This is a genomic window from Pseudooceanicola profundus, assembly GCF_054919315.1.
On sequence record NZ_CM142898.1, the window covers coordinates 767,332 to 786,463 of the forward strand.

A 19,132-nucleotide genomic window follows, 5' to 3' on the forward strand; every position below is an offset into this window, starting at 1 on the left:
TGACCCGGGAGAGGCAGCTCGGCCGCCCTCCCCTGCCACCTGAGAGCCGCCCAGGACGGCCCGACGAAGACGTCGTAGGCGGAAGGACCCAGCGGGCACTTGGCCACCCCAGGCCCCTCCTGCAGCCCCCACGGCGGCCCGCAGACCGGCCCCCAAAGCGAAAGGCCCCCCGCTTGCACGGAGGGCCTTCCAAAGTCGTCAGACCGTATCGATCAGAGCCCGGTGGACACGTCGATCGTGTTGCCCTCTTCGAGCGTCACGTAGGCCTTCTTCACGTCTTTCCGCTTGCCCAGCATGCCGCGGAAGCGCTTGACCTTGCCCTTGGTGATGGTCGTGTTGACGGCCTTCACCTTGACATTGAACAGCGCCTCGACCGCTTCCTTGATCTGCGGCTTGTTGGCGTCGATCGACACTTCGAAGACGACGGCGTTGGCTTCGGAAGCCATGGTCGCTTTCTCGGTGATGATCGGCTTGCGGATCACGTCGTAATGTTCTGCTTTCGCGCTCATTTCAGACGAGCCTCCAGTGCTTCGACAGCCGACTTCGTGAGCACGAGGGTGTCACGCTTGAGGATGTCATAGACGTTGGCGCCCATCGACGGCAGGATGTCCAGACCATCGATGTTTGCTGCGGCCTTGGCGAAGCCTTCGTTGACGGCGGCGCCGTCAATGATCAGCGTACGCTTCCAGCCCAGGTTCTTGACCTGCTTGGCCAGTGCGGCGGTCTTGCCCTCGGCCTCGGCCGACGCCAGGATCACCAGCGAGCCTTCTTTGGCCTTGGCCGACAGCGCGTGCTTCAGACCCAGCTTGCGGAATTTCTTCGGCAGGTCGTGGGCGTGGCTGCGCGGGGTCGGGCCCTTGTAGATACCACCGTGACGGAAGATCGGTGCCTTGCGGGAGCCGTGGCGTGCGCCGCCGGTGCCCTTCTGGCGATAGATCTTCTTGGTCGAGTAGCTCACCTCGGACTTGGTCAGGACCTTGTGGGTACCGGCCTGCGCGCGGGCGCGCTGCCAGCGGACCACGCGGTGCAGGATGTCCGCACGGGGCTCCAGGCCGAAGATCTCGTCGCCGAGATCGACGGAACCGGCCGACGAGCCGTCCAGATTGATCACGTCGAGTTTCATTCTTCGCCTTCCTTCTTCTCGGCCTCGATCGAAGCTTCAGCTTCTTTCAGGGCGGCCTCTTCAGCGGCGGCTTGCTCGGCTGCTGCTGCTTCTGCTGCTGCGGCTTCCTCGGCTGCGGCCTGTGCGGCGGCTTCCTCGGCGAGACGCTTGGCTTCGTCAGCGGCGGACTTCAGAGCGGCGGGCAGGATCGCGTTCTCGGGGAAAGGTTTCTTGACGGCGTCCTTGACGGTCACCCAGCCACCCTTGGAGCCGGGAACGGCACCCTTGATGAAGACCAGGCCACGCTCGCTGTCGGTCTTGACGACCTGCAGGTTCTGCGTGGTGACACGGACGGCACCCATGTGGCCGGCCATCTTCTTGCCTTTGAACACCTTGCCCGGGTCCTGACACTGACCCGTCGAACCGTGCGAACGGTGCGAGATCGAGACACCGTGCGAGGCACGCAGACCACCGAAGTTGTGCCGCTTCATGGCACCGGCGAAGCCCTTACCGATCGACGTGCCGGACACGTCGACGAACTGGCCTTCGAAGTAGTGGTCAGCGGTGATTTCCTCACCGATGTTGATCAGGTTCTCTGCGTCAACGCGGAACTCGGCGACCTTGCGCTTGGGTTCGACGTTGGCGGCGGAGAAGTGACCGCGCATGGCTTTGGAAGTGCGCTTGGCTTTCGCCGAGCCGGCGCCGAGCTGAACAGCCGAGTAGCCGTCCTTGTCGGAGGTCCGCTGTGCCACGACCTGCAGCTTGTCCAGCTGCAGCACGGTCACGGGGATCTGCTTGCCGTCTTCCATGAACAGGCGGGTCATGCCCACCTTCTTAGCGATGATACCGGAACGGAGCATCAGTTGGACCCTCCTTAAACCTTGATCTCGACGTCGACGCCAGCAGCGAGGTCGAGCTTCATCAGCGCGTCCACGGTCTGCGGGGTCGGGTCCACGATGTCCAGAAGCCGCTTGTGGGTGCGGATCTCGAACTGGTCACGGGACTTCTTGTCGATGTGAGGGCCACGGAGAACCGTGAACTTCTCGATCTTGTTCGGCAGCGGGATCGGGCCACGAACCTGAGCGCCGGTGCGCTTGGCCGTGTTCACGATTTCCGCGGTGCTGGCGTCCAGCACGCGGTAATCGAATGCCTTCAGCCGGATGCGAATGGTTTGACCTTGCATGTCATTCAGCCTTCTTCGGCGTTGGAGTTGAGAGGAGGAGCCGGGTTCATTCCCCGCCCCTCTTCGAACCCGAGCGGCGGGCCGGAGCCCGCCGTTTTGGTAAGTCGGCTGGGCTTTAAGGCCCAGCCGCCGATGTGTCAATCGGAACGGTTGCCCGTTCGTCAGATCACTTGATGATTTTCGAGACGACGCCCGAGCCGACGGTGCGGCCGCCTTCACGGATGGCGAAGCGGAGCTTCTCTTCCATCGCGATCGGGGCGATCAGTTCGACTTCGAACTTCAGGTTGTCGCCGGGCATGACCATCTCGGTGCCTTCGGGCAGCTTGACGGTGCCGGTGACGTCCGTGGTGCGGAAGTAGAACTGCGGACGGTAGTTCGCGAAGAACGGAGTGTGACGGCCGCCTTCTTCCTTGGTCAGGATGTAGGCTTCCGCTTCGAACTCGGTGTGGGGCTTCACGGAGCCGGGCTTGCAGAGCACCTGGCCACGTTCCACGCCTTCACGGTCGATGCCGCGCAGCAGGGCGCCGATGTTGTCGCCGGCTTCACCGCGGTCGAGCAGCTTGCGGAACATTTCCACACCGGTGCAGGTGGTTTTCTTGGTGTCCTTGATGCCGACGATTTCGAGTTCGTCGCCAACGTTCACCACGCCACGCTCCACACGGCCGGTCACAACGGTACCACGGCCCGAGATCGAGAACACGTCTTCGATCGGCATCAGGAACGGCTGGTCCACAGCACGTGCCGGCTGCGGGATGTACTCGTCCACGGCAGCCATCAGTTCGCGGATCTTGGTCTCGCCGATCGCGTCGTCACGACCTTCGAGGGCGGCCAGGGCCGACCCTGCGATGATCGGGATATCGTCGCCGGGGAAGTCGTAGGCGGACAGCAGTTCGCGCACTTCCATCTCGACCAGCTCGAGCAGTTCCTCGTCGTCCACCTGGTCGACCTTGTTCAGGAACACGACCATCGCGGGGATACCCACCTGGCGGCCCAGCAGGATGTGCTCGCGGGTCTGGGGCATCGGGCCGTCAGCCGCGTTCACCACCAGGATCGCGCCGTCCATCTGGGCAGCACCGGTGATCATGTTCTTCACGTAGTCGGCGTGGCCGGGGCAGTCGACGTGCGCGTAGTGACGGTTCTCGGTCTCGTATTCCACGTGCGCGGTCGAGATCGTGATGCCGCGGGCTTTTTCTTCCGGCGCGCCGTCGATCTGGTCGTAGGCCTTGAATTCGCCGAAGTACTTGGTGATCGCAGCGGTCAGCGTGGTCTTGCCGTGGTCGACGTGACCAATGGTGCCGATGTTGCAGTGCGGCTTGCCGCGTTCAAACTTTGCCTTGCCCATTGGGGCCTCCTATCTGTCTGGCGGTGCGTCCGTTGACGCACCCTACGGGGTAGTAGGGTGCGGGGCTGTCCCCGCACCGCTGCTTATGCGTACTTCGACTGGATCTCTTCCGAGATGTTCTGCGGAACCGGGTCGTAGTGGTCGAACTGCATCGTGAACTGCGCGCGGCCCGAGGACATGGAGCGCAGGTTGTTGATGTAGCCGAACATGTTGGCCAGCGGCACGAAGGCGTTGACCGCCACGGCGTTGCCGCGGTTCTCCTGGCCCGAGACCTGGCCACGACGGGAGGTCAGGTCGCCGATGATCGAACCGGTGTATTCTTCCGGGGTGATCACTTCGACCTTCATCATCGGCTCGAGCAGTTTCGCGCCAGCTTTTCGCATGCCTTCACGCATGCACATACGGGCTGCGATCTCGAACGCGAGGACCGACGAGTCGACGTCGTGGAACTTACCGTCCAGCAGCGCGACCTTGAAGTCGATGACCGGGAAGCCTGCCAGCGGACCGGAGTCCATGACCGACTTGATCCCTTTTTCGACGCCGGGGATGTATTCCTTCGGAACCGCACCACCAACGATCTTCGACTCGAACGAGTAGCCTTCGCCGGGCTCGGTCGGAGTGATGACCAGCTTGACCTCGCCGAACTGACCCGAACCACCCGACTGTTTCTTGTGGGTGTAGGTGTGCTCGACCTCTTTCGAGATGGTCTCGCGGTAGGCCACCTGCGGCGCACCGATGTTCGCCTCGACCTTGAACTCGCGCTTCAGACGGTCGACGAGAATGTCGAGGTGAAGTTCGCCCATGCCCTTCATGATGGTCTGACCGGACTCGAGGTCGGTCTCCACGCGGAAGGAGGGGTCTTCGGCCGCCAGACGCTGCAGACCCTGAGACATCTTCTCCTGGTCGTTCTTGGTCTTCGGTTCGATGGCGATCTCGATCACGGGATCGGGGAAGGTCATCGTTTCGAGCACGACAGGAGCGCTCTGAGCGCAGAGCGTGTCACCGGTGGTGGTCTCTTTCAGACCGGCCAGCGCGATAATGTCGCCTGCGAATGCCTCTTCGATCTCCTCGCGGTTGATCGCGTGCATCATCATCATACGACCGATGCGCTCTTTCTTGCCCTTGGTCGAGTTCAGGATCGAGTCACCCTTCTTCATCACACCGGAGTAGATGCGGGTGAAGGTGAGCGAGCCCACGAAGGGGTCGTTCATGATCTTGAACGCGAGGCCCGAGAGAGGCTCTTCGTCGTTGGCGTGACGGGCGATGTTACGCTCTTCCGTCTCGTCGTCCGGGCTGAAGCCCATGTACGGCGGAACGTCGAGCGGACCCGGCAGGAAGTCGATGACGGCGTTCAGCAGCGGCTGGACACCTTTGTTCTTGAACGCGGAACCGCCCAGAACCGGAACGAAGGAGAGCGACAGGGTGCCCTTGCGGATCAGTTTCCGCAGGGTGGCCACGTCGGGCTCTTCGCCTTCCAGGTAGGCTTCCATGGCGTCGTCGTCCATCTCGACGGCTGCTTCGATCATGTGGGCGCGCCATTCGTCGGCCAGATCTTTCAGCTCGTCGCGGATCGGTTGACGGACCCAGCCTGCGCCGAGGTCGTCACCCTTCCAGACCCACTCTTCCATGGTGATCAGGTCGATGGTGCCTTCCAGCTGGTCCTCTGCACCGATCGGCATGCCGACGGGAACGGGGGTCGCACCGGTACGGTCCTTGATCATCTTCACGCAGTTGAAGAAGTCAGCACCGATCTTGTCCATCTTGTTGACGAAGACGATACGCGGAACCTTGTAGCGGTCAGCCTGACGCCACACGGTTTCGGTCTGGGGTTCAACACCGGCGTTACCGTCAAGAAGGCAGACCGCACCGTCGAGAACCGCGAGCGAACGTTCGACTTCGATGGTGAAGTCGACGTGGCCGGGGGTGTCGATGATGTTGAAGCGGAACTTCGTGTCCGACGTGCCTTCGGCGGTCGGATCTTCCTGCCACTGCCAGAAGGTCGTGGTCGCAGCGGAAGTGATCGTGATCCCCCGCTCCTGCTCCTGCTCCATCCAGTCCATGGTCGCGGCGCCGTCGTGGACTTCGCCGATCTTGTGGGACTTGCCGGTGTAGTAGAGGATACGCTCGGTCGTCGTGGTCTTGCCGGCATCGATGTGGGCCATGATGCCGAAGTTACGATACCGGGTCAGCGGATATTCGCGTGCCATGGGGCCTGCCTTCCTGAGAGATTACCAGCGGTAATGGCTGAACGCTTTGTTCGCGTCGGCCATCTTGTGGGTGTCTTCGCGCTTCTTCACGGCGGAACCGCGCGAGTTCACGGCATCCAGCAGTTCACCTGCCAGGCGCTCTTCCATCGTGTTCTCGTTGCGCGAACGCGAGGCAGTGATCAGCCAGCGAATCGCCAGCGCTTCACGGCGCTCGGGGCGCACTTCGACGGGCACCTGGTAGGTGGCACCACCCACACGGCGCGAGCGAACCTCGACCGAGGGTTTGATGTTGTCGAGCGCTTCGTGGAAGATTTCCACGGGCGCACGCTTCACCTTGTCTTCCACCCGGTCGAGTGCCGAGTAGACGATTTTCTCGGCGGCCGATTTCTTGCCGTCGATCATCAGGTTGTTCATGAATTTGGTCAGAACCCGGTCACCATACTTGGCGTCGGGCAGGACTTCGCGCTTCTCTGCGGCGTGACGACGAGACATCGGCTGTACCTCTTATTTCGGACGCTTCGCGCCGTATTTCGAGCGGCGCTGCTTACGGTCTTTGACGCCCTGGGTATCCAGAACACCACGAAGGATGTGGTAACGGACACCCGGAAGGTCTTTCACACGGCCGCCACGGATCAGGACAACGGAGTGCTCCTGAAGGTTGTGGCTTTCACCGGGGATGTAGGAAATGACTTCGTAGCCGTTGGTCAGGCGGACCTTGGCAACTTTCCGCATTGCCGAGTTCGGCTTCTTCGGAGTCGTGGTGTAAACGCGGGTGCAAACGCCGCGCTTTTGCGGGCAGTTTTCCAGGTGCTGCGACTTGGAGCGTTTCACTTTCGGCTGCCGCGGCTTGCGGATCAGCTGCTGGATCGTGGGCATTGGGTTTCTTTCCCCGTCTCTAACACATGTGTTGCACGGTGGTGCGGCCCGTGCGGGTTCCTAAAATGGCCTGGTGCGCGTCCGCGCCTGACCGTGACTCGCGCACAAGCGCAACGAAAAAACCGCACTCGCCCCCCGTAGTTAAGGGGTACGACGCGGTGGGTTTTCCAGAGGATCGGGGCACCAGCCCGGATCTTGACCACTTCGATTCTGAAAGGCGGATGGACTACCCCCCACCTGATTGCCGCGCGTATAGGGGGAGTCGGAGACCTTGTCAACATATGCAGGGGCAAACGCCCCCTGATGACAGATCTGCCGCCGCGTCGCGGGACCTGCGTCCGGCCCCGGCGCGCCTCATCCCGCGCGGAGGCCCTCCCATGCCGCAGAAAGCGCCCCCGCGTCAATGGCAAAGCGGGTCTGCAGCAGGCCCGCGATCTGCGGATCGGTGACCGGCAGCCCGCCCTCCCCCGGGCGCGCGACGGAGCTGTCGTTGCCGCCATGTGCCCCGCGGAGGAACATCACCGGACCGGGCAGGGTCAGCGTGGGAATCCGCGACCAGACCCGGCGGTGGTTGAAGTCCTGCAGGCTGCGGGTGCTGGAGGGGCGGGAGAAGATCGCCAGCGCCGGGGCCCATTGCTGGCGGTTCACCGACTCCGCCTCCAGCCCCCCTGCCCCCGCCCGCAGCACGAGGCCCGCGTTGTAGTCGAGCGCGGCGCGGTTCTCCTCGCGCCAGATGTCCTTCATCGCGGCGAAGTGGCGCTTGGCGGAGGCCACGAAATCCACCGCGACGGCGTCGTCGTCATCCAGCGTGAACTCCCCCACCGCCCGGGCCTCCGGGTCGCGCAGGGCCTTCAGCACCGCCTTGCAGACGGCACGGTGCTTCTGCCCCTCGGGCAGGAACTGCACCTTCACCTGCGGGATGTCGGCCACCAGCGCCTCCAGCCGGCCCCGGTAGGGCTGCGGCAGGCCCTCCCCCGCCAGCAGGGCGATGGTGAAGTCGGGATCGCTCTGGGCCCGGATCGCCGGCAGGGTGACATGCTCGAAGAACCACAGCCGCAGGTCCAGCCTCTCGGGGACATAGAGCCGCGCGGCATTGGTGGCCGCGTCCCCCTCCGTCCGCTCGAACCCGTCGAGCGCGGTGGGATAGGAGAAGCGGCAAAGCCCCAGCATCTGCACCTGTTTCATTTCAGCCCCCGGCCCGATCCTGCTGTCTCCGCCGCCGCCTCGGTCGCCACGGACCGGCGCGCGATGCGCTGCTCCCGCCATATCATGAAGAGCCCCGATCCGATAACGATCGCGCCGCCCAGCAGGGTGACGGGCCCCGGCCAGTCGCCGAAGACCAGCCATCCCAACAGCAGCGCCCAGAGGAGCGAGACATAGCGGAAGGGCGACACGAAGGAGACCTCGCCCACCCGCATCGCCACGACCGAGGCGAGATAGGCCACGAGGATGATCGCCGCCGCCGCGCCCACCGTGGCCCACTGGCCCGCCGTGGGAACGACCCAGCCGCCCACCGCGCCTCCGTAAAGCAGCGCCGAGAGGAAGACGGTGGCCGAGGTGACCGTCGTGATCAGCATCGAGGGCACATCCGCCGCGACCTGCCGGGTGAAGAGCTCGCGCAGGGTGACCACCAGCACCGCCATGAGGCTGTAGAACGAGTAGAGCGAGAACCCCTCCGGCCCCGGGCGCAGGATCAGCAGCACGCCCACGAAGCCCACGGCAATGGCCGAGGCCCGGCGCCAGCCCACCGGCTCCTTCAGGAAGACCGCGGCGGCGAGGGTGACCGCCAGCGGCAGCGACTGCACCACGGCGGTGACATTGGCCAGCGGCAGGTGGAAGAGCGCGTTGAGGAAGAAGTAGGCCGAGGCTGCCTCGGCCAGCCCCCGGGCGAGGATCAGGCCCCGGTCCCGGCGCGGCAGCTTCAGGCGGAAATGCCCGAGGTGGAGCGAGACCGCCAGCAGGACCAGCGTGGTCAACCCGTTGCGCATCACCAGCACCTGGTGCGGCGGCAGCGCCCCGGCCAGCGTCTTGGTCAGCGTGTCGTTGAGGGTGAAACACATCATGGCCGCCATCATGATCAGCGCGCCGCGGATATTGTCGGACATGAACCGCCTCCTCTGCCGGGCTGCAATGCCATGGCAGCGGGCAGGACGGAAGGGGCCAAATCGGAGGGGGTCTGCGAGACCGTCCCACAGGCCCCCCCGTCGCCCCCTGCCCCGCAGTCCAAGCCGCCGAAAGTCAGCGCGCACATGCGGTGCGGGGCGCCCGGGAGCGCGAAGACGAGATCGAAGCGCCACGCGCGCTACGAAGGGCACTCCGACGCCCCCGGCTTCGTCGGGAGGCCACTGCCGGCTTGCCCCCGCGCGCCGAGGTGACGTGAGAGCAACGCCGCCCGGCAAATGGCCTTCATACAGATGCGTGGCGGCCTGCCGCCCTGCTCCGCGCTGGGATTGTCATCGGAGGCGGTAAGCCGACCTACCGGCGGCTTGGGCTTGGGCTTGGGCTTGGGCTTGGGCTTGGGCTTGGGCTTGGGCTTGGGCTTGGGCTTGGGCTTGGGCTTGGGCTTGGGCTTGGGCTTGGGCTTGGGCTTGGGCTTGGGCTTGGGAAGCCATCGCCTCGCGCCCTCCTCTGCTCAAGCCTGATCCCAAAAGAAAAGGGGCAGGAAAACCTGCCCCTTCTCGTCATTCATGTCTCACCGTCAGGCGATCAATCGCGGCTTTCCGGCACGTCGACCATGTTGCTGTCGGCCTCGTCCATCACCGGAGCGGCGAGGGCCGCAGCGGCCTCCGCCTCTTCGCGGCGGGCGTCCAGCACCACGTTGTCGCGGTCGGAGGCGATACGGCGCACGCGCTGCGTGGCCCCACCGGTCCCGGCCGGGATCAGACGACCCACGATCACGTTCTCCTTCAGGCCGACGAGCTTGTCGCGCTTGCCCTGAACCGAGGCTTCGGTCAGCACGCGGGTCGTCTCCTGGAAGGAGGCCGCCGAGATGAAGGACCGGGTCTGCAGCGAGGCCTTGGTGATCCCGAGCAGGATCGGCTCGCCCGTTGCCGGACGACGGCCCTCGCGCTCGGCCTTGGCATTCGCCTGGTCGAACTCGATCTTGTCGACGTGTTCGCCCTTCAGCAGCGTGGTCTGGCCGCTGTCGGAGATCTCCCACTTCTGCAGCATCTGGCGAACGATCACCTCGATGTGCTTGTCGTTGATCTTCACGCCCTGCAGTCGATAGACGTCCTGCACCTCGTTGATCATGTAGTCCGCCAGAGCCTCGACACCCATGATGGAGAGGATGTCGTGCGGCGCCGGGTTGCCGTCCATGATGTAGTCACCCTTCTGGACGAAGTCGCCTTCGACCACCGGGATGTGCTTGCCCTTGGGCACCATGTACTCGACGGGTTCCATCGACTCGTCCGCGGGCTCGATCGTGATGCGACGCTTGTTCTTGTAGTCGCGACCGAAGCGCACGTAGCCGTCGATCTCGGCGATGATGGCGTGGTCCTTGGGACGACGGGCTTCGAAGAGTTCGGCCACACGCGGCAGACCACCGGTAATGTCCTTCGTCTTCGCACCCTCGCGCGGGATACGCGCGACAACGTCACCGGCCTTGATCGTGGCCCCCTCTTCGACCGAGAGAATGGCATCGACCGACATCGGGTAGGACACCGGGTTCCCGGCATCGTTCCGCAGCGGCTCGCCTTCCTCGTCGACGATGAGGATTTCCGGCTTCAGCTCGTTGCCCTTCGGCGCAGCACGCCAGTCGGACACGATCTTCTGGGTCATGCCGGTGGCATCGTCGGTCTCGTCCCGCACGGAGATACCCGTGATGAGGTCGACGAACTTCGCCTGACCGGCCTTCTCCGCGATGATCGGCAGGGTGTAGGGGTCCCACTCGAACAGCTTGGTGCCGCGGGTGACGGTATCGCCATCCTTGACGAAGAGCTTGGTGCCGTAGCCCAGCTTGTGGCTGGCGCGTTCGTCCCCGTCCTCGCCCATGATCCGGAGCTTCATGTTCCGGCCCATGATGAGCATCTCGCCGTTGGCGTTCTCCAGCAACTGCGCGTTCTCGAAGACGACCGTACCTTCCTGGCTGGCCTCGAGGAACGACTGCTGACCACCCTGGGCAACGCCGCCGATGTGGAAGGTCCGCATCGTCAGCTGGGTGCCGGGTTCACCGATCGACTGTGCCGCGATGATGCCCACGGCTTCGCCTTGGTTCACCATTGTACCGCGGGCAAGGTCGCGGCCGTAGCACATGGCGCAGACGCCGTCGTCGGCTTCACAGGTCAGCGGCGACCGCACGCGGCACGACTGGACGTTGGCGTCCTGAACGAGATCCGCCATGCGTTCGTCGATCAGCTGGCCGGTGGCCACGAGGACCTCGTCGGTGCCGGGGCGCAGGATGTCCTCCGCCGCGACACGACCCAGCAGACGCTCGCCGATGGGTGCCACGACTTCGCCGTCGTTGACAGCCGCTTCGACCGTCACCGCGCGGTCGGTGCCGCAGTCCTTCTCGCGCACGATGCAGTCCTGCGCCACGTCCACCAGACGACGGGTCAGGTAACCCGAGTTCGCCGTCTTCAGTGCCGTGTCCGACAGACCCTTACGGGCGCCGTGGGTCGAGTTGAAGTACTCGAGAACCGTCAGGCCTTCCTTGAAGTTCGAGATGATCGGGGTCTCGATGATGTCGCCGTTCGGCTTCGCCATCAGGCCGCGCATCCCGCCCAGCTGTTTCATCTGCGTGACCGAGCCCCGTGCACCGGAGTGGGCCATCATGAAGACCGAGTTGGTTTCGCCTTCGGCCCCGTTCTCGTCGCGCGGAACGGCCGAGATGGTGCCCATCATGGCTTCGGTGACCTTGTCGTTGCACTTCGACCAGGCATCGACAACCTTGTTGTACTTTTCGCCCTGGGTGATCAGGCCGTCCATGTACTGTTGCTCGAAGTCCTTCACCAGCTCGCGGGTCTCTTCCACGATCTCCCACTTGTTGTCGGGGATGACCATGTCGTCCTTGCCGAACGAGATGCCAGCCTTGAACGCTTCGCGGAAGCCCATGCGCATGATCTGGTCACAGAAGATGACCGACTCCTTCTGACCGCAGTAGCGGTAGACGGTGTCGATGACCCGCTGCACGTCTTTCTTGCGCAGCAGGGTGTTGACCAGTTCGAAGGGCGCCTTGGCGTTCATCGGCAGCAGGGCGCCGAGACGGACGCGACCGGGGGTGGTCTCGTACCGCTTGGTGACCTCGTTGCCTTCCTCGTCGATCTGCAGGATGCGCGCGGTGATCTTGGCGTGCAGGTGCACGGCGCCGGTGTCGAGGGCATACTGCACCTCGTCGATGGAGCCGAAGGCCATGCCTTCGCCCTTCATGCCTTCGCGCATGATGGTCGTGTAGTAGAGGCCAAGGATCATGTCCTGCGAAGGAACGATGATCGGCGCGCCGTTTGCGGGCGACAGAACGTTGTTCGTCGACATCATCAGGACACGGGCTTCGAGCTGCGCTTCGAGCGACAGCGGAACGTGCACGGCCATCTGGTCACCGTCGAAGTCGGCGTTGAACGCCGAGCAGACGAGCGGGTGCAGCTGGATGGCCTTGCCTTCGATCAGCTGGGGTTCGAAGGCCTGGATACCCAGACGGTGCAGCGTGGGCGCACGGTTCAGCAGAACCGGGTGCTCGCGGATGACCTCGTCAAGGATGTCCCAGACCTCGGGACGCTCTTTTTCCACCAGCTTCTTCGCCTGCTTCACGGTGCTGGACAGGCCCTTGGCCTCCAGGCGCGAGTAGATGAAGGGCTTGAAGAGTTCGAGCGCCATCTTCTTGGGCAGGCCGCACTGGTGCAGCTTGAGCTCCGGACCGGTCACGATCACGGAACGGCCCGAGAAGTCGACCCGCTTACCCAGAAGGTTCTGACGGAAGCGACCGTGCTTACCCTTCAGCATGTCGGACAGCGACTTCAGCGGACGCTTGTTGGCGCCGGTGATGACGCGGCCGCGACGGCCGTTGTCGAAGAGCGCGTCGACCGATTCCTGCAGCATCCGCTTTTCGTTGCGGACGATGATGTCGGGCGCACGCAGTTCGATCAGCCGCTTCAGACGGTTGTTCCGGTTGATCACGCGGCGGTAGAGGTCGTTCAGGTCGGAGGTCGCGAAGCGGCCGCCATCCAGCGGAACCAGCGGACGCAGTTCCGGCGGGATCACGGGGATCACGGTCATGACCATCCACTCGGGGCGGTTGCCCGACTCGAGGAAGGATTCAACGACTTTCAGACGTTTGATGATCTTCTTGGGCTTCAGTTCGCCGGTGGCTTCGGCGAGGTCCGCACGCAGCTGTTCGGCCTCGGCTTCGAGGTCGATGGCCGCCAGCATCTCACGGATGGCCTCGGCGCCGATGTTCGCCGTGAAGGCGTCCATGCCGAAGGCGTCCTGCGCGTCCATGTACTCTTCTTCGGTCATCATCTGGCCGTAGGTCAGGTCCGTCAGACCGGGCTCGATGACAACGTAGTTTTCGAAGTACAGCACGCGTTCCAGATCGCGCAGCGTCATGTCCAGCATCAGGCCGATGCGGGACGGCAGCGATTTCAGGAACCAGATGTGGGCGACGGGCGCGGCCAGCTCGATGTGGCCCATACGCTCGCGGCGCACCTTCTGGAGCGTCACTTCGACACCGCATTTCTCGCAGACGACGCCGCGATACTTCATGCGCTTGTATTTGCCGCAGAGGCACTCGTAGTCCTTGATCGGCCCGAAGATACGGGCGCAGAACAGGCCGTCGCGCTCGGGCTTGTAGGTCCGGTAGTTGATGGTTTCCGGCTTCTTGATCTCGCCGTAGGACCACGAGAGAATCCGCTCCGGCGACGCCAGCGAGACCTTGATCTCGTCAAACACCTTCGGCGGGGTCAGCGGGTTGAACGGGTTGTTCGTCAGTTCCTGGTTCATGTCGTCTTCCTAAATGACTTGGCTTGGAGCGAGGGCGGGGCGGCGGAGGGCCGCCCCCGAGGGGGCTGACGCCCTTACTCGTCCTCGTCCGCGTCCAGGAGTTCCATGTTCAGGCCGAGGCCGCGGACTTCCTTCACGAGCACGTTGAAGGATTCGGGCACGCCGGCCTCGAAGTTGTCCTCGCCCTTGACGATGCTTTCGTAGACCTTGGTCCGGCCGGCCACGTCGTCCGACTTCACGGTCAGCATCTCCTGCAGGGTATAGGCGGCACCGTAGGCTTCCAGGGCCCAGACCTCCATTTCCCCGAAACGCTGGCCACCGAACTGCGCCTTACCACCCAGCGGCTGCTGCGTGACGAGGGAGTACGGGCCGGTCGAACGTGCGTGGATCTTGTCGTCCACGAGGTGGTGCAGCTTGAGCATGTACTTCACGCCCACCGTCACCTTGCGGCTGAACTGTTCACCGGTGCGGCCGTCGAACAGCACGGACTGGCCGGACTCGTCGAAGCCCGCGTTGCGCAGACGTTCGTTGATGTCGGGCTCTTTCGCGCCGTCGAAGACCGGGGTGGCGATCGGCACGCCGCGGGTCACGTTGCTGGCCGCCTCGATGAGGTGGCTCTCGTCCATGCCTTCGATGCCTTCTTCGTAGACATCGTCGCCATAGGCGATCCGCATCGCTTCCTTGACCGGGGTCAGGTCGCCGGTGCGGCGGTATTCACCCAGAGCATCGTCCACCTTGATGCCGAGGCCACGGCAGGCCCAGCCGGTGTGCGTCTCGAGGATCTGACCGACGTTCATGCGCGACGGCACACCCAGCGGGTTGAGGCAGAAGTCGACCGGGGTCCCATCCGCGAGGAACGGCATGTCCTCCATCGGCACCACGCGCGACACAACACCCTTGTTCCCGTGACGGCCGGCCATCTTGTCGCCCGGCTGAAGCTTGCGCTTCACGGCCACGAAGACCTTGACCATCTTCATCACGCCCGGCGGCAGGTCGTCGCCACGGCGGACCTTCTCGACCTTGTCCTCGAAGCGGGCATCGAGAGCGCGTTTCTGCACTTCGTACTGCTCGTTCAGGGCCTCGATGATCTGCGCTTCCTGGTCTTCGCCCAGGGCCAGCTGCCACCACTGACCGCGGGTCAGAGTGCCCAGCAGCTCCTCGGTGATCTCGGAGTTCGGCTTGACACCTTTCGGGCCCTTCACCGCCACCTTGCCCAGAAGCATCGACTTCAGACGCGCATAGATGTTGCGGTCGAGGATCGCCAGTTCGTCGTCCCGGTCACGGGCCAGACGTTCGACTTCCTCGCGCTCGATCTGCAGCGCACGCTCGTCTTTCTCCACACCGTGACGGTTGAAGACGCGCACTTCCACAACGGTCCCGTAGTCGCCCGGCTTAACCCGCAGCGAGGTGTCGCGCACGTCCGAGGCCTTCTCGCCGAAGATGGCGCGGAGGAGTTTCTCTTCCGGCGTCATCGGGCTTTCGCCCTTCGGCGTGATCTTACCGACGAGAATGTCGCCCGGCTCCACGTCCGCACCGATGTAGACGATACCGGCTTCGTCGAGGTTGCGCAGGGCTTCCTCGCCGACGTTGGGAATGTCCCGGGTGATCTCTTCCGGCCCGAGCTTGGTGTCACGGGCGGCGACTTCGAATTCCTCGATGTGGATCGAGGTATAGACGTCATCCCGCGCGATCCGCTCGGAGATCAGGATCGAGTCCTCGTAGTTGTAGCCGTTCCAGGGCATGAACGCGACGATGATGTTCTTGCCGAGAGCCAGTTCGCCCATATCCGTGGACGGACCGTCAGCAATCACTTCGCCCTTCTCGACCGTGTCACCCACCTTCACCAGCGGACGCTGGTTGATGCAGGTGTTCTGGTTCGAGCGCTGGAACTTGCGCATCCGGTAGATGTCCACGCCGGCATCGCCGATCTCGACGTCCTTGGTGGCCCGGATCACGATCCGCTGCGCATCGACCTGGTCGATGATGCCTGCCCGCTTGGCCATGATGGCCGCGCCGGAGTCACGTGCGACGACTTCCTCGATCCCGGTGCCGACCAGCGGCGCCTCGGCCCGCAGCAGCGGAACCGCCTGACGTTGCATGTTCGAGCCCATGAGAGCGCGGTTCGCGTCGTCGTTTTCGAGGTACGGAATGAGCGAGGCCGCAACCGACACCAACTGCTTCGGCGACACGTCGATCAGGTCGACGCTTTCGCGCGGCGCCAGCGTGTATTCGCCCGACTGGCGGGTGTTCACGAGGTCGTTCACGAAGTCGCCGTTCTCGTCGAGGTTGGCGTTCGCCTGTGCCACGGTGTGGCGCATTTCCTCGGTCGCGGACATGTACTTCACTTCGTCCGTCACATGGCCGTTCTCGACCGTGCGGTAGGGCGTTTCGATGAAGCCGTACTTGTTCACGCGGGCGAAGGTCGCCAGCGAGTTGATCAGACCGATGTTCGGACCTTCCGGCGTCTCAATCGGGCACATCCGGCCGTAGTGGGTCGGGTGAACGTCGCGCACTTCGAAGCCGGCACGCTCACGGGTCAGACCGCCCGGGCCAAGCGCCGAGAGACGACGCTTGTGCGTCACTTCGGACAGCGGGTTGGTCTGGTCCATGAACTGCGACAGCTGCGAGGAGCCGAAGAATTCACGCACGGCAGCCGCGGCGGGCTTCGCGTTGATCAGGTCCTGCGGCATGACGGTGTCGATCTCGACCGACGACATGCGTTCCTTGATCGCGCGCTCCATGCGGAGCAGGCCGACGCGGTACTGGTTTTCCATCAGTTCGCCGACGGAGCGGACACGACGGTTGCCGAGGTGGTCGATGTCGTCGATCTCGCCGCGGCCGTCACGCAGGTCCACCAGGGCCTTGATGCAGGACACGATGTCCTCGCGGCGCAGGGTGCGCATGGTGTCGGGCGCGTCGAGTGCGAGGCGCATGTTCATCTTCACGCGGCCCACGGCCGAGAGGTCGTAACGCTCGCTGTCGAAGAACAGGGTGTCGAACAGGGACGAGGCGGCCTCGACGGTCGGCGGCTCACCCGGACGCATGACGCGATAGATGTCCATGAGCGCGCTGTCGCGGTTCATGTTCTTGTCCATCGCCATGGTGTTGCGGATGTAGGCACCGACGTTGATGTTGTCGATGTCCAGCACGGGGATCTCGGTGATGCCTGCGTCCAGCAGCTCTTGCAGCGAGCCACCGGTCACGTCGCCGTCCTTGTCGTACTCGAGGGTCAGCTCATCGCCGGCCTCGACGTAGATGGCACCGGTTTCCTCGTTGATGATGTCCTTGGCGACGAACTTGCCGACGATGTGCTCGAAGGGCACCAGCAGGTTCTTGACGTTGCCTTCGTCGATCAGCTTCTTCACCGCGCGCGGCGTGACCTTCTTGGTGGCCTCGGCGATGATCTCGCCCGAGTCCGCGTCCACGAGGTCATAGGTCGGGCGCGTGCCGCGCACCCGCTCGGGGAAGAACTTCGTCACCCAGCCCTGGCCCCGGCGCAGGTTGAAGGTCACGGTGTTGTAGTAGGCGTCCATGATCGACTCCTGGTCCAGCCCGAGGGCATAGAGCAGGGTCGTCACCGGCAGCTTCCGGCGACGGTCGATACGGGCGAACACGATGTCCTTGGCGTCGAATTCGAAGTCGAGCCACGAGCCGCGGTAGGGAATGATGCGGCAGGCGAAGAGCAGCTTGCCCGAGGAGTGGGTCTTGCCCTTGTCGTGGTCGAAGAACACGCCCGGCGAACGGTGCATCTGGGACACGATGACCCGTTCGGTGCCGTTGACGATGAAGGTCCCGTTGGGCGTCATCAGGGGCATGTCGCCCATGAACACGTCCTGTTCCTTCACGCCCTTGACCGACTTGGCGCCGGTGTCTTCGTCGATATCAAACACGATGAGCCGCAGGGTGACCTTCAGCGGGGCGCTGTAGGTCATGTCGCGCTGCATGCACTCTTCGACGTCGTATTTCGGCTTTTCCAGCTCGTACTTGACGAATTCGAGAACGGCGGTTTCGTTGAAATCCTTGATCGGGAAGACCGACTGGAAAACGCCCTTGATACCTTCGCCGTCTGCGGGGTCGGGCTGGTCGCCGGATTTCAGGAAGAGTTCGTAGGAGCTTTTCTGAACCTCGATGAGGTTCGGCATTTCGAGAACTTCGCGGATCTTGCCGTAGTATTTGCGAAGACGTTTCTGACCGAGGTAGGTCTGAGCCATGACAGATGTCACCTTTCGTTTCTCAACGAGGGTGATGCCGTCGGGCCCCGGCATCGCCCCCTTTCGAGACAGGCATTGGGGTTCTGGGTCAATTCCTGGCCGCCGTCCCAAAGGCAGCCTCCCGACCCGTTGAACCTCGCCTTAGAAAAGCCCCGCCGCGCAGGGCCTCTCTGAGACAGGTTCGGCTGGACACGGGACGAACCCGTATCCAGCCTGAAAAGTCCAGTCGCCACAGCGGGAAACAGAGCCCCTCGGCAGCGCCGGGCTTGGCGGTCAGGCACAGGGCCTGTCCGCCGAAGCGCCGGATTACTTGACTTCGATCTCGGCGCCAGCTGCTTCCAGCTTCGCTTTGATTTCTTCTGCTTCGTCTTTCGACACGCCTTCTTTGACAGCCTTGCCGCCGGCTTCCACCAGCTCTTTGGCTTCTTTGAGGCCCAGGCCGGTGATGCCGCGGACTTCTTTGATGACGTTGATTTTCGAAGCGCCGGCCGACTTCAGGATGACGTCGAACTCGGTTTTTTCTTCTTCAGCTGCGCCGCCGGCATCGCCTGCGGGACCAGCCATCATGACGGCGCCACCGGCTGCGGGCTCGATGCCGTACTCGTCTTTCAGGATGGTTTTCAGTTCTTGGGCTTCGAGCAGGGTCAGGTTGACGATTTGCTCAGCAAGGGCTTTAAGATCGGCCATTTGTCAGGTTCCGTTTCTCTAGATGTGTTCCAACGTGTGGGTTTGCAACCCACGACGGTCTCGAAGGGTGCTTACGCCGCCTTGTCCTCGATGGTGGACAGGATGGAGGCGATATTCGAAGCAGGTGCGCCAATCGCGCCGGCGATGTTCGAAGCGGGTGCGCCGATGCAGCCGACGATGGAAGCGATGAGCTCCTCGCGCGACGGCATTTTCGACACGGCTTCAACACCGGCCCGGTCAAGAGCGTTCTCGCCCATTGCACCGCCAAGGATCTCAAACTTCTTGTTTTCCTTGGCGAAGTCCTCGGCCACCTTGGCTGCTGCCACGGGGTCCTCGGAATAGGTCAGAACGGTCATGCCCGTCAGGAGCGGGGCCATGCTTGCGCAGGGCTTTCCTTCCAGGGCGATCTTGGCGAGCCTGTTCTTGGCGACGCGCACTGCACCACCGGCCTCATTGGCCTTGGCACGCAGCGACTGCATCTCAGCAACCGTGAGGCCGGTGTAGTGGGCAACCACCACAACGCCAGAGCTTTCGAAGATTTGGCCGAGTTCCTCGACCACTTTCTCTTTCTGGGCTCTATCCACAGTTTCA

General features: G+C 63.6%; 14 protein-coding genes. All 14 read right to left on the reverse strand.

The window, feature by feature from the left end; genetic code table 11:
* Nucleotides 1–212: 212 nt before the first annotated feature.
* The gene (locus ACX9MO_RS03525) at nucleotides 213–509 is read right to left on the reverse strand and encodes a 50S ribosomal protein L23 (RefSeq protein WP_222492164.1); all 297 of its coding nucleotides are present in this window, start codon (nucleotides 507–509) and stop codon (nucleotides 213–215) included.
* Nucleotides 506–1,123, reverse strand: a complete 618-nt coding sequence (rplD, locus tag ACX9MO_RS03530; RefSeq protein WP_222492162.1) for a 50S ribosomal protein L4 — start codon at nucleotides 1,121–1,123, stop codon at nucleotides 506–508. Before rplD ends, ACX9MO_RS03525 begins: the two co-directional genes overlap by 4 nt.
* The gene (rplC, locus tag ACX9MO_RS03535) at nucleotides 1,120–1,962 is read right to left on the reverse strand and encodes a 50S ribosomal protein L3 (RefSeq protein WP_222492160.1); all 843 of its coding nucleotides are present in this window, start codon (nucleotides 1,960–1,962) and stop codon (nucleotides 1,120–1,122) included. Before rplC ends, rplD begins: the two co-directional genes overlap by 4 nt.
* A 14-nt stretch (nucleotides 1,963–1,976) precedes the next feature.
* On the reverse strand, nucleotides 1,977–2,285 hold the full coding sequence (rpsJ, locus tag ACX9MO_RS03540) for a 30S ribosomal protein S10 (RefSeq protein ID WP_222492158.1): 309 nt from the start codon (nucleotides 2,283–2,285) through the stop codon (nucleotides 1,977–1,979).
* Between the two features lie 166 nt (nucleotides 2,286–2,451).
* On the reverse strand, nucleotides 2,452–3,627 hold the full coding sequence (gene tuf / locus ACX9MO_RS03545; RefSeq protein ID WP_222492156.1) for an elongation factor Tu: 1,176 nt from the start codon (nucleotides 3,625–3,627) through the stop codon (nucleotides 2,452–2,454).
* A gap of 83 nt (nucleotides 3,628–3,710) precedes the next feature.
* Nucleotides 3,711–5,834: an elongation factor G gene (fusA, locus tag ACX9MO_RS03550; RefSeq protein WP_222492154.1), complete on the reverse strand. Its 2,124-nt coding sequence runs from the start codon at nucleotides 5,832–5,834 to the stop codon at nucleotides 3,711–3,713.
* 21 nt (nucleotides 5,835–5,855) lie between these two features.
* A complete protein-coding gene (gene rpsG, locus ACX9MO_RS03555; RefSeq protein WP_222492152.1) occupies nucleotides 5,856–6,326 on the reverse strand; it encodes a 30S ribosomal protein S7 in 471 nt (156 codons plus the stop codon).
* Between the two features lie 12 nt (nucleotides 6,327–6,338).
* Nucleotides 6,339–6,710 (reverse strand): 30S ribosomal protein S12, encoded by a 372-nt coding sequence (gene rpsL / locus ACX9MO_RS03560; RefSeq protein ID WP_222492150.1) that lies wholly within the window; start codon nucleotides 6,708–6,710, stop codon nucleotides 6,339–6,341.
* 354 nt (nucleotides 6,711–7,064) lie between these two features.
* Nucleotides 7,065–7,895: a glycosyltransferase gene (locus tag ACX9MO_RS03565; RefSeq protein WP_462213559.1), complete on the reverse strand. Its 831-nt coding sequence runs from the start codon at nucleotides 7,893–7,895 to the stop codon at nucleotides 7,065–7,067.
* A complete protein-coding gene (locus tag ACX9MO_RS03570; protein ID WP_462213560.1) occupies nucleotides 7,892–8,815 on the reverse strand; it encodes a DMT family transporter in 924 nt (307 codons plus the stop codon). The genes ACX9MO_RS03565 and ACX9MO_RS03570 overlap by 4 nt, the downstream gene beginning before the upstream one ends.
* A 601-nt stretch (nucleotides 8,816–9,416) precedes the next feature.
* Complete coding sequence (gene rpoC, locus ACX9MO_RS03575; RefSeq protein ID WP_222492145.1) at nucleotides 9,417–13,643, reverse strand: DNA-directed RNA polymerase subunit beta'; 4,227 nt, start codon at nucleotides 13,641–13,643, stop codon at nucleotides 9,417–9,419.
* 74 nt (nucleotides 13,644–13,717) lie between these two features.
* On the reverse strand, nucleotides 13,718–17,854 hold the full coding sequence (gene rpoB / locus ACX9MO_RS03580) for a DNA-directed RNA polymerase subunit beta (RefSeq protein WP_222492143.1): 4,137 nt from the start codon (nucleotides 17,852–17,854) through the stop codon (nucleotides 13,718–13,720).
* Between the two features lie 306 nt (nucleotides 17,855–18,160).
* Nucleotides 18,161–18,541: a 50S ribosomal protein L7/L12 gene (rplL, locus tag ACX9MO_RS03585; protein WP_222492141.1), complete on the reverse strand. Its 381-nt coding sequence runs from the start codon at nucleotides 18,539–18,541 to the stop codon at nucleotides 18,161–18,163.
* 71 nt (nucleotides 18,542–18,612) lie between these two features.
* Nucleotides 18,613–19,125, reverse strand: coding sequence for a 50S ribosomal protein L10 (gene rplJ / locus ACX9MO_RS03590; RefSeq protein ID WP_222492139.1), 513 nt, complete (start codon nucleotides 19,123–19,125; stop codon nucleotides 18,613–18,615).
* Nucleotides 19,126–19,132 lie beyond the last annotated feature (7 nt).